This window comes from Oryzomonas rubra, from assembly GCF_008369015.1.
GTDB lineage: Bacteria > Desulfobacterota > Desulfuromonadia > Geobacterales > Pseudopelobacteraceae > Oryzomonas > Oryzomonas japonica.
Map to the genome: position 1 here is coordinate 428,332 of NZ_SRSD01000003.1, position 9,418 is coordinate 437,749.

Annotated in this window: 12 protein-coding genes and 3 tRNA genes; 5 read left to right on the forward strand and 10 right to left on the reverse strand. The window is 59.0% G+C overall.

Features of this window, described 5'->3' with window-relative positions:
- Positions 1 to 85 precede the first annotated feature (85 nt).
- Genes ET418_RS07175 through ET418_RS07185 form a run of 4 tightly spaced genes read right to left on the reverse strand, consistent with a single transcriptional unit; the run spans position 86 to position 3,472 of the window.
- Entirely contained in the window at positions 86 to 2,464 is a 2,379-nt protein-coding gene (locus ET418_RS07175; RefSeq protein WP_149306898.1) for an endonuclease MutS2, read from the reverse strand.
- A complete protein-coding gene (locus tag ET418_RS07180; RefSeq protein WP_149306899.1) occupies positions 2,461 to 2,817 on the reverse strand; it encodes a peptide chain release factor family protein in 357 nt (118 codons plus the stop codon). The genes ET418_RS07175 and ET418_RS07180 overlap by 4 nt, the downstream gene beginning before the upstream one ends.
- 2 nt (positions 2,818 to 2,819) lie before the next feature.
- Positions 2,820 to 2,960 carry a hypothetical protein gene (locus tag ET418_RS18115; RefSeq protein WP_188055373.1) on the reverse strand — a complete coding sequence of 47 codons (141 nt, stop codon included), beginning with the start codon at positions 2,958 to 2,960 and terminating at the stop codon, positions 2,820 to 2,822.
- Positions 2,939 to 3,472 (reverse strand): NUDIX hydrolase, encoded by a 534-nt coding sequence (locus ET418_RS07185; protein WP_149306900.1) that lies wholly within the window; start codon positions 3,470 to 3,472, stop codon positions 2,939 to 2,941. The genes ET418_RS18115 and ET418_RS07185 overlap by 22 nt, the downstream gene beginning before the upstream one ends.
- Positions 3,473 to 3,620: 148 nt before the next feature.
- Here ET418_RS07185 and ET418_RS07190 point away from each other — a divergent pair, with 148 nt between their 5' ends.
- The gene (locus ET418_RS07190) at positions 3,621 to 4,274 is read left to right on the forward strand and encodes a lysophospholipid acyltransferase family protein (RefSeq protein WP_149306934.1); all 654 of its coding nucleotides are present in this window, start codon (positions 3,621 to 3,623) and stop codon (positions 4,272 to 4,274) included.
- Positions 4,258 to 4,728: a ribonuclease HI gene (gene rnhA / locus ET418_RS07195; RefSeq protein ID WP_149306901.1), complete on the forward strand. Its 471-nt coding sequence runs from the start codon at positions 4,258 to 4,260 to the stop codon at positions 4,726 to 4,728. Before ET418_RS07190 ends, rnhA begins: the two co-directional genes overlap by 17 nt.
- A 47-nt stretch (positions 4,729 to 4,775) precedes the next feature.
- Here rnhA and ET418_RS07200 read toward each other — a convergent pair whose 3' ends face one another.
- The 5 genes from ET418_RS07200 to ET418_RS07220 all read right to left on the reverse strand — a co-directional run bounded on the left by ET418_RS07200 (position 4,776) and on the right by ET418_RS07220 (position 6,988).
- Positions 4,776 to 5,276 carry a DUF2155 domain-containing protein gene (locus ET418_RS07200; protein WP_246152977.1) on the reverse strand — a complete coding sequence of 167 codons (501 nt, stop codon included), beginning with the start codon at positions 5,274 to 5,276 and terminating at the stop codon, positions 4,776 to 4,778.
- A gap of 25 nt (positions 5,277 to 5,301) precedes the next feature.
- Positions 5,302 to 5,394: transfer RNA gene (locus tag ET418_RS07205), tRNA-Ser, on the reverse strand.
- A gap of 73 nt (positions 5,395 to 5,467) precedes the next feature.
- Positions 5,468 to 5,809 (reverse strand): hypothetical protein, encoded by a 342-nt coding sequence (locus tag ET418_RS07210; protein ID WP_149306903.1) that lies wholly within the window; start codon positions 5,807 to 5,809, stop codon positions 5,468 to 5,470.
- Between the two features lie 79 nt (positions 5,810 to 5,888).
- Positions 5,889 to 6,476, reverse strand: coding sequence for a GTP-binding protein (locus ET418_RS07215; protein ID WP_149306904.1), 588 nt, complete (start codon positions 6,474 to 6,476; stop codon positions 5,889 to 5,891).
- 20 nt (positions 6,477 to 6,496) lie between these two features.
- Positions 6,497 to 6,988, reverse strand: coding sequence for a roadblock/LC7 domain-containing protein (locus ET418_RS07220; RefSeq protein ID WP_149306905.1), 492 nt, complete (start codon positions 6,986 to 6,988; stop codon positions 6,497 to 6,499).
- A 244-nt stretch (positions 6,989 to 7,232) separates the two neighbouring features.
- On the opposite strand from ET418_RS07220, the gene ET418_RS07225 reads away from it, so the two are divergent.
- From ET418_RS07225 to ET418_RS07235, 3 genes are all read left to right on the forward strand, one after another.
- Positions 7,233 to 8,309: a radical SAM/SPASM domain-containing protein gene (locus ET418_RS07225; protein ID WP_149306906.1), complete on the forward strand. Its 1,077-nt coding sequence runs from the start codon at positions 7,233 to 7,235 to the stop codon at positions 8,307 to 8,309.
- 77 nt (positions 8,310 to 8,386) lie between these two features.
- Positions 8,387 to 8,462 (forward strand) — tRNA-Phe (locus ET418_RS07230).
- Between the two features lie 47 nt (positions 8,463 to 8,509).
- A tRNA-Arg gene (locus tag ET418_RS07235) sits at positions 8,510 to 8,586 on the forward strand.
- Between the two features lie 136 nt (positions 8,587 to 8,722).
- Here ET418_RS07235 and ET418_RS07240 read toward each other — a convergent pair.
- Positions 8,723 to 9,418, reverse strand: a 696-nt coding sequence (locus tag ET418_RS07240; protein WP_149306907.1) for an MFS transporter, incomplete at its 5' end; no start/stop codon positions are given.

The window sequence follows — 9,418 nt, forward strand, 5'->3', positions numbered from 1 at the left end:
CGATAATGAAATTGTCCAGGGTATACCTCCCCCATAACGTCCCCGTCCTCCCTCCGGCAAAGGGGCGGGGGCGGTGAATGATACGTCACTGCCGCAGCATGACCACCGTAGCGCCGTCTCTCCCCTCATGGGGGCCGCCGGAGCGGAACTCCGCCACCAGCGGATGGCGGGTCAGGTGGTCGCGGACGGCATCGCGTAGCCGCCCCGTGCCGACACCGTGGATGATGCGGACCTCCGTCAGGCCGTTCAGGGAGGCGTGGTTGAGGAACGGCTCCAGCAGGTCCAGGGCCTCGTCAACCCGCAGGCCGATCAGCTTCAGTTCCCGCTCCTCGCTCTCCGCCGTCGCCACGGTTTCTGCCTCCCAGGCTCCCGGGGCCGGACGCCGCGCCTTTTCTTTCCCCTGCTTGCGGGGGGCCGCCAAGTCGCCGACGGCCACGTCCACCTCCATGCTGCCGCTCCTGACCCGCGCCTTCTCCTGCCGGGGATCTACGGAAACAACAACGCCGTCGTGCCCCAGGGAGCGGATATGTACCGCATCCCCCGCCGTGACCTCCTTCAGGGGGCGCAGTTCAAACCCCTCGGAGGTGCGGGGCTTGAGCTGTTCGGTCAGGTCCGTCTCGCTTTGACGCAACCGTTCGATGATCTCGGCGCGCTTTTCCCGCTTGTACTCCTCCAGCAGTTCGTTCATCTGCCGCCGGGTCGCGGAGATCAGGTCCCGGGCCTCGGCCCAGGCCCGGTCCGAGGCCTCCCGCCGCGCCACGTCGATGGCGCCGGCGCGCGCCTCCACCTCCTGCTGCCTTCTGTGCACAGCATCCTTTTGCCGGTCCAACTCCCGCTGCGCCTCCGACAGTTCATCCCGCCTGCGGTGCAGATCGGCCAGGAGGGCCGTGAATTCGGCCCCACCGCTGCCCACCATCTCCCGGGCAAAGGCGATTACCCGTTCGGGCATGCCGTAGCGCCGGGCGATCTCGACGGCGTGGGAATGCCCCGGCTCGCCGCTGATCAGGCGGTAGAGCGGGGTATAGGTCGCGGCGTCGTACTCCATGCCGGCGTTGATCATGCCCGCGGTGCGGTGAACGAACCCGATGATCTCCGAGAGGTGGGTGGTGGCGATCACCGTGGCGCCCCGTTCCTGCAGGTCCCGCAGCACACCGCAGGCGATGGCCGCCCCCTGCTGCGGCTCGGTGCCGGCGCCCAACTCGTCCAGCAACACCAGGGAGCGCGGGCCGGCTTGGCCCAGGATGGTCACGATGCGGGCCACATGGGCCGAAAAGGTGGAGAGGCTCTGTTCGATGGATTGCTCGTCACCGATGTCCACCAGCAGGGTATCCAGAAGCGGAAAGGTGGAGCGGGCGCCGTCGCACGGCACCGGTATGGCACTCAGGGCCATCAGAGTCAGAATCCCGGCGGTCTTCAGGGCAATGGTCTTGCCGCCGGCATTGGGGCCGGTGATGACCATGACCCTGCCGTCGTCCCCCATCTCCAGATCCAACGGCTGCACCCGGGGGATGGCCCCCTGGCGCTGGAGCATCATGAGCAGCGGGTGGCGGGCCTGGACCAGACGCAAGGCCCCCTCGCCGTTCAGATTGGGCGTTTCCAGGCCGTAGCGTTCGGCAAAACGGGCCATGCAGTTGAGCACGTCCAGGGTCACCAGGGTGGCGAAGCACCCTTCCAGGGCTGGGGCATCCTCACGGAGCCACGCCGAGAGCTGCCGCAGGATGCGGATCTCCTCGGCCTTCTCCTCGGCGCTCACGTTTTCCAGTTCGTTGACAAAGGGGATGATCTCCAGCGGTTCCATGAAGGCGGTCTCGCCCGAGGCCGAGACGTCGTGCACCACGCCGCGCACCATCCCCTTGGAGTCCATGCGTACCGGGATCACCCACCGCCCTGAACGCTGGGTGATGAAGTCGTCCTGGAGAAAGATCTCGATTGCGTTGTCCCGGACGATCTCCTCGATCTTCTTGCGAATGCGGGCCGCCAGGGTGCGTTTGGCCCGGCGGATCTCCCGGAGTTGCACCGAAGCGCTGTCCATGATGCTGCCGTCGTGATCGATGGAGGCGACCAGCGGCTCCAGGATGTCGGGAAAGGGGCGCAACGGTGGTGCCAGCGATGCAAGGCTGGGGCAATCGCTCCGCGGGGCGAGTTGGCGCGAGATGTCGCCGAAGGCGCTCAATACGGGGATGAACAGCAACAGGTCCTGGGGCGCCAGAAAGGCCCCCGCCGGACGAACGGCCTCCAGCAACGGGCGAATGTCCTGGAAGGCGTCAAGCCGCAGGGCGATGCCGAGGCTGATCAGCTTTCGGACCTCAGCGATCCGTCCCGACATCAGCCGGATCTGTTCCAAATTGTCCAGCGGCGCGGTGGCCATGACCCGTTCGTAGGTCGCGTCGCTGTGGGCCGGGGTGGCGATCTCGGTCAGGATTTTGTCGTATTCCAGCCGTTTCAGGGTTTCGGGGGTGATCATGATACAACCTTCGTGGCGGTCCGTCTGCGGCGCCTGTCTTTCTGTTTGCGTAATTTTTCGACCCGTTTCATCTCGGCCGTCTGCACGCCGTTCCGTGCTTCAAGGCGCTCCAGCAATTCGCGCCGCGCCAGGAAACGGTTTACCGACTGGCTGCGCTCCCGGGAAGCGCTTACGATGATGCCACTGGGCTTGTGGCGCAACTGGACACAGGTTGAGGTCTTGTTGACATGCTGGCCGCCGTTGCCCGACGACCGGACGAAGGTCTCCTCCAGGTCCTCCTCCGTCACCCCCAACTCGGCCATCTTACGGATGAGCCAGCGGTTCTTCTCCTCGCTTACGGCATAGGCGCTCATGTTCAGGGCATCCCGTTGCGCCAGCCGCAGGCCTTTACCTGCGCCTCCAACACGCCTTCCCGGGAGAGGCTGAGATTGGCACGGATACCTCCATTCCGGTCAAGGACCGGTTGTCTGCCGATCAGGTAGTTTGCGTCTTGCATCTCTGGTCCCATCTGAAAAGGGTAACTATGGTTTTGGCATCGCTGATGCGCCCTTCGGCAGCCATGGCGAGGGCTTCAGAAAACGGCATGCGGACGACCTCGATATCCTCGTCATCCTCCGGTTCCGCCTCCCCCTGGGAGATGCCGGTAGCCGCATAGAGGTGAACGATTTCATCGAAAACACCGGGCGACGAATGAATCATACCGAGCGGAACCAACTGCCCGGCCCGCATCCCGGTCTCTTCCCGCAGTTCGCGGCCGGCGCAGTGGTGAGGCGGTTCCCCCGGGCCGAGGCGACCGGCCGGGATCTCCAGGAGAACGGTGTCGACCGCCGGGCGCAGTTGCCGGATCAGCGATACGCTCCCATCTGCGTGTACCGGCAGCACCCCGGCGCCGCCGGGGTGGCGGATAATCTGGAAGGTATGGCTGCCGTGGGAGCCGATTTCCACCAGCATCTGCTCGATATCGTATACCAGTCCATTGAAGACGATCTCTCGGTTGTCCGCGTTCATGACTGAACTATAGCAGCAATCCCGGGCAATTCCAACGCAGAACAATCCGCCCCGGTCGAGGTTGCCGAATTGTGCCGGACATGGTATAAGCGGGGAGCTTGCAAGGCCATTTCTGCCGCACAGCGGCATTATGAAGGAAGTAGACGGGATGAACGTGTCGCTTTTACGACGTAGTTGGGTAACATTTTCCTGCTGGGTGATCGGCTCCTATGCCTCGGCACTGAACCGCTTCACCTCCAAGGGGGGCGGACAGATACCGAACAGCGGGGGCGTTCTGTTTACCTCCAACCACATTTCCGCCTACGACACGATTTTTCTCCCCTGGGCCATTGTCCGGCACCATCCCATGCAAATGGTATGGGCTCCGGCCAAGGAAGAGCTATTCCAGAAACTTATCCCACGTCTTTTGTACTCCTCGTGGGGGGCCTTTCCCGTCAGGCGCGGACGCGACGTCAAGGCCAACAGGGTTATCAACCAATTGCTTGCGGACCAGAAGGTCATGCTCTTCCCAGAAGGAACGCGTCATAAGGACGGACGCTTGGGAAAAGGCAACCGGGGCGTCGGCAAGATCATCTTCGACACCCGCCCCACGGTCATCCCGACAGCCCTGATCGGCCTGAACCACTGGAAATTCCCGGGATTCGGCCAGTCCGCCTCCGTCATCTTCGGTGCCCCCCTCGACTTCAGCGACCTGTATTACCTGGAAGACACCCGGGAGACCCACCAACTCATCGTCGAACGCGTCATGAACGCCATTGCCGACCTGCTGAAGAAGGAGGGGGCCTATGCCGGCGAAGCGTGAAACCACACAGGATCAGCCGGGCGAGGTGGTGGAAATCTTTTGCGACGGGGCCTGCAGCGGCAACCCGGGTCCCGGCGGCTATGGCGCGATCCTGCGCTGCCAGGGGCGCACAAAAGAGATCTCCGGTGGGGAAACGCCCACAACCAATAACCGCATGGAGTTGACCGCCGCCATTGAGGCATTGCGCCAACTGACCCGTCCCTGTCGCGTGATTCTGACGACCGATTCCCAGTACCTGGTAAAGGGTATGACCGAATGGATCACGGGGTGGCAACGGAAGGGGTGGCAGAACAGCAAGAAGGAACCGGTCGTCAACCGCGACCTGTGGGAGACGCTTTTGGGGCTTGCCCAGCGCCACTCCATAGAATGGAGGTGGGTCCGCGGCCACAACGGCCATAGCGAGAACGAGCGCTGCGACACGCTGGCCCGGGAGGCGATTGGCACCCGGGGATGAACGCAGTGGGGCGAAAACGTTCAGGGACGGCTATTTGGCAGGGACGGCTATTTGGCAGGGACCGCATCGACCAGGGTGAATCCATAGTTCGGATGCATGAATGTGTTCGTCGGAAACCGCGCAAAGAGCCACCCCTTGAAGATGATGTTCCCTTTTTCGGTTATCGTGACTTTTGCACCGGGATTTTTCAGATCGTTTGAGGAGGTGGTCATGACGGCCCCCTCCATGATAAAGGCGGGGAGGAATGTCTCAACTGCGATATCCAGGGAGAATGCGGGGATGGAAACGGAACTGCCGATGGGGATGGTATAGACGGTTTCTTTGATGTTCGCCTTGTCTATGACGGCGATCCGAACCGCCTTCCACGACTTCTTTACGGCGTCAGGGACAACAACCGTCGCTTCCTTCTTTGTTACGTGCGACCCGGCGGCATCTATCTTCGGCTGCGGTTTCTGTTCTTGTCCCTTTGGCTGACAGCCCGTCAGGAACGCCGGCAGAAAAAGCAAAACAATGATCAGCACCTTTTGCACGCGAGCAACTATAGTCAAAAAAACACCCATTATCACGACGCAATGGCGGAGAGAGAGGGATTCGAACCCTCGATACCGGTTTCCCAGTATACTCGCTTAGCAGGCGAGCGCCTTCGACCTACTCGGCCATCTCTCCAAATATCGCCACCCTGATTCAGCAGGGCTTTCTAATTACCATGCAGGTTCGAAAAAATCAAGCCGAAAGAAAGCTACAGGGTGTCGCTCTTGTTCCAGCGGTCCTGCATCTTCTTGCGATGGATGGCATTCTCGCCCTCCACCTCGTTGATAATCCGGTCCGCCTCCTCCGGGCTCAGCCCCACGCTCGGCCGCACCCCCATCCAATGGGTTACTTCTTCGGTAGGGTTATCAAGCGGATAAGGGATCGGCGGGCCGGGCTTGTATTTGTCGTTGATGAATAAAGCTGCTTCATATTGCCCGTTCTGCATAACCAGGTAGACATCAGCAAAGTAGCCGGGGGTCTGGAGACGCTTGACGAGGATCGATTTGATGATGCTCATCCCCTTGGGTACGTCGATCAGCTCCGTTGACATATCTGAACCTCCACGATTACTCATTCAAAAACCCACAGATACCATCCCATGGGCCTTGAATGATAGTGTCTCGCTAGTGTTACTTACCTTTTTTCAAGTCAATCAGGATCAACTTCGCCACCGCCTTGAGGGTCTCGAACACCCCCTCACCGGTTGTAGCGCACCCCGTGAATTCGGGGACATTCGTTGGATTGATTTCGCGGCGCAACTCTTCAATACTCACGATATTGTCCAGATCGCGCTTATTGTACTGGACAACATAGGGGAGCTTATCAAGGTCATACCCTTGTTCCTTGAGGTTGAACCGCAGGTTATCCAGGGATTCCACATTGGCATCCATGCGCTCTTCCTGTGAGTCGGCCACAAAGACAACGCCGTCGACCCCCTTCAGGATCAACTTGCGCGATGCATCATAGAAAACCTGCCCCGGAACGGTGTAGAGATGAAAACGGGTTTTAAAGCCCCGTATCTCACCCAGGGCCAACGGCAGAAAATCAAAGAAAAGCGTCCGTTCCGTCTCGGTTGCGAGGCTGATCATCTTGCCCTTGGCGTCCGGAGCGGTTTTTTGATAAATATACTGGAGATTCGTGGTCTTGCCGCACAAGCCCGGACCGTAGTAGACGATCTTGCAATTAATCTCGCGGGAGGCGTAGTTGATAAAGGACATTGCTAGCTTACCTCAAAACTTTAGCTGAAAAGGCTATCAATATCATCATCAGTGATCTCGGCAAAGGGAAAATCAGAAACCCCGCGCTTTTCCTTATCTTCTGCTTTTCTGAGTAATTTTTCAAAAATGCCTGAGAGCTCTTCCGAAGATTTTTTCACCCGCAGCCGGACCAACCCGAGGGATGAGCGGCTGTCGAACAACACAACCAGGATCACCCTGCCGCCGACGATCGATATGTGCAGATTATCCTTCTCGCCCTCATGGAAAAGGATCGAGAATTCCTTTTCACCGATCAGCTTGGCGAGGCCGCCCGTTGCAGCGATATTGCCGGCAGTAAGCGAGGCCAGCGATGTCGTATCAAAACGCTCGGTCTCACCCACACCGGAAATGAGCTGGCCGTTTTTGTCCACCAAAAAGATAACCTTGGCATTCGCCTCTTTCAGGAGTCTGCCGATAACCTCGTTGATCTCCTGAAACTCTTCGTCGTACATGACCATCTGCGGAGTGGACATGCCTCGCTCCTTGCATTTACCCGTAGAAATTCAGGTAGAATTGCACGTATCTAGTTAATAGGCTTTTGTATAACAGAATTGGTGGGCCCTTTCAAGTTTATTAAAAAAACGGGGAGCGCCAATATACGCCGTCTGGCAAACAAACGGCTCCCCAACAATTATCCTTGAGTTTACACGCCCATTCGCGGTAAAGTCTTGAATGGGCGTCACGAATGGGCGCCCTATTCTTTGAGACGGGAGCCTTATGCGCGAGGAATTTGTACCCAAATGGATCGCCTGGGAAACCACGCAGAAATGTAATCTGCGCTGCGTGCACTGCCGCTGCTCTTCGGACATGACCTCATCGGAAGGCGACTTCACGACGGATGAGGGGAAAAAACTGCTGTCCGAAATCGCCGCATTCTCCAAACCGGTCATAGTACTCTCCGGCGGCGAGCCGCTCTTGAGGCCGGATATCTTTGAACTGGCAGAGTTCGGGACATCCCTGGGCCTGCGCATGTGCATGGCCAGCAACGGCGCCCTGGTAACCGACGAAATTTGCCTGAAGATGAAAAAGGCCGACATAAAGATGGTGTCACTGTCCCTGGACGGGTCAACGCCGGAAATTCACGACAACTTTCGCCAGTGCCCCGGTTCGTTCGAGGGGGTTATCCGCGCGGCCGAAATCTTCCGCCGCAACGGCCAGAAATTCCTGATCAACTCATCCTTTACCAAGCGCAATCAGCATGACATTGCCGACACGTTCAAGCTGGCCAAATCGTTGGGGGCAACCGCCTGGTACATGTTCATGATCGTCCCCACCGGCCGCGGCGAAGCGATCATGAACGAGTTGATCTCCAAGGAGGACTACGAGGAGATCCTTGACTGGCATTATCAGCAGGAAAAGAACGAAGACGACATCCTCATGCGGCCGACCTGCGCCCCCCATTACTACCGGATCGTTCCCCAGAAAGCCAAAGCGGAGGGGCTCAAGTTTGAACGGCGCTCCCTGACGTTTTCCACCGGCGGCGGCAAGGGGTGTATCGCCGCCCAGACCATCTGCCTGATCGACTGCTTCGGCAATGTCAAGCCCTGCTCCTACTTCCATCGTGTCGCCGGGAACGTCAAGCAGACCCCGTTCCGCGAGATCTGGGAGAATTCAGAAATTTTCCAGAATCTCCGCAACTTCAAAGCTTACAAGGGCAAATGCGGGCAATGCGAATACATCAACGTCTGCGGCGGGTGCCGGGCCAGGGCGGATGCGGTGCACGGAGATTACATGGAGGAAGAGCCCTTCTGCAACTACGTTCCCATCCGGGTCCAGCGGGCCGAAGAGAAATAATGTGAGGCAGGCCCGACAAAGGGCAGTTTTTCATTGACAGTTCTAATCAAATCGGGGTATATAAAAAATCCTTTTTCGCCCAGGTAGCTCAGTCGGTAGAGCAGAGGACTGAAAATCCTCGTGTCGGCGGTTCGATTCCGTCCCTGGGCACCATTACTTTCCAGAGGGTACCGGCCCTTTTGTTTCAGGAAAATCACTTTGCGCTTGTAGCTCAGCTGGATAGAGCAACGGACTACGAATCCGTAGGTCGGGAGTTCGAATCTCTCCAGGCGCACCATTAAATAAAGGGGTTAGCTCATCAGCTAGCCCCTTTTTTTATTTTCCGGCGCAGACTTTGACGCAGAGCAGGAGCCGAGCGACTGTTTTTTCAGCAAGCGGCCTTACATCCTCTTAAATAGCCCCCTGCGAGCTTGTCAAAGTCGAACTTCTGTTTGTCCCATATCTTGTTTCGCATGCCCTCCCTCTGCTGAAATATGTATAATAAACATCGCCACGGCGCCGAGCCCCATGATCCCTGCGGCGTAGAAGACGGCGGTCAGTCCGAGGGTGTTCTGCAACCCGGCGCCAAGGAGCGGCCCAGAGACAAAGCCCAGATTGAGCACGGCGTTGAAGGTACCGACCGTCAGCCCCATGCCATGACGGCTCCCCTCCTCCACCAACAGCGCCGTGCTGGCGGGTTGGGACAGGACGCTGAACAGGCCAATCCCCACCCCCAGAATGAGTATCTGGGAGAATCCAACCGCAACCGGTATCAGGAAGTAAAGCAGCGAGACGATGGTCCCTCCCACCACCACCATGGATTTGCGCGGCGCCCAGTCGGAAAGCATGCCTACAGGACGCAGGAGCAGGGTCATCACCAGGGTGCCGGAGGCCATGACCAGGCCGGTCTGGGTGCCGCTCAGCCCCAGTCTGGTGGTGAGCATGATCGGCAGGAAGGCGCTCAGAAGGGAGATGCCGCAGGCCCGGCCGAAGATGAAGGCCAGAAGACCCCGCAGAGTGCTGTGGCGGGTCACACTCAGGATATCCAAGAACCGGCCGGTTTCGTTGTGCCCCGTTTGACGGGACGTGGTCCTGTGGGTGGGGATGCAGATCAGGGCCATTGCCAGGGC

Coding starts and splice junctions, on each gene's coding strand:
- ET418_RS07175 (WP_149306898.1), bottom strand. CDS start 2,464: ATGATCACCCCCGAAACCCTGAAACGGCTGGAATACGACAAAATCCTG.
- ET418_RS07180 (WP_149306899.1), bottom strand. CDS start 2,817: ATGAGCGCCTATGCCGTAAGCGAGGAGAAGAACCGCTGGCTCATCCGT.
- ET418_RS18115 (WP_188055373.1), bottom strand. CDS start 2,960: ATGCAAGACGCAAACTACCTGATCGGCAGACAACCGGTCCTTGACCGG.
- ET418_RS07185 (WP_149306900.1), bottom strand. CDS start 3,472: ATGAACGCGGACAACCGAGAGATCGTCTTCAATGGACTGGTATACGAT.
- ET418_RS07190 (WP_149306934.1), top strand. CDS start 3,621: ATGAACGTGTCGCTTTTACGACGTAGTTGGGTAACATTTTCCTGCTGG.
- rnhA (WP_149306901.1), top strand. CDS start 4,258: ATGCCGGCGAAGCGTGAAACCACACAGGATCAGCCGGGCGAGGTGGTG.
- ET418_RS07210 (WP_149306903.1), bottom strand. CDS start 5,809: ATGTCAACGGAGCTGATCGACGTACCCAAGGGGATGAGCATCATCAAA.
- ET418_RS07215 (WP_149306904.1), bottom strand. CDS start 6,476: ATGTCCTTTATCAACTACGCCTCCCGCGAGATTAATTGCAAGATCGTC.
- ET418_RS07220 (WP_149306905.1), bottom strand. CDS start 6,988: ATGTCCACTCCGCAGATGGTCATGTACGACGAAGAGTTTCAGGAGATC.
- ET418_RS07225 (WP_149306906.1), top strand. CDS start 7,233: ATGCGCGAGGAATTTGTACCCAAATGGATCGCCTGGGAAACCACGCAG.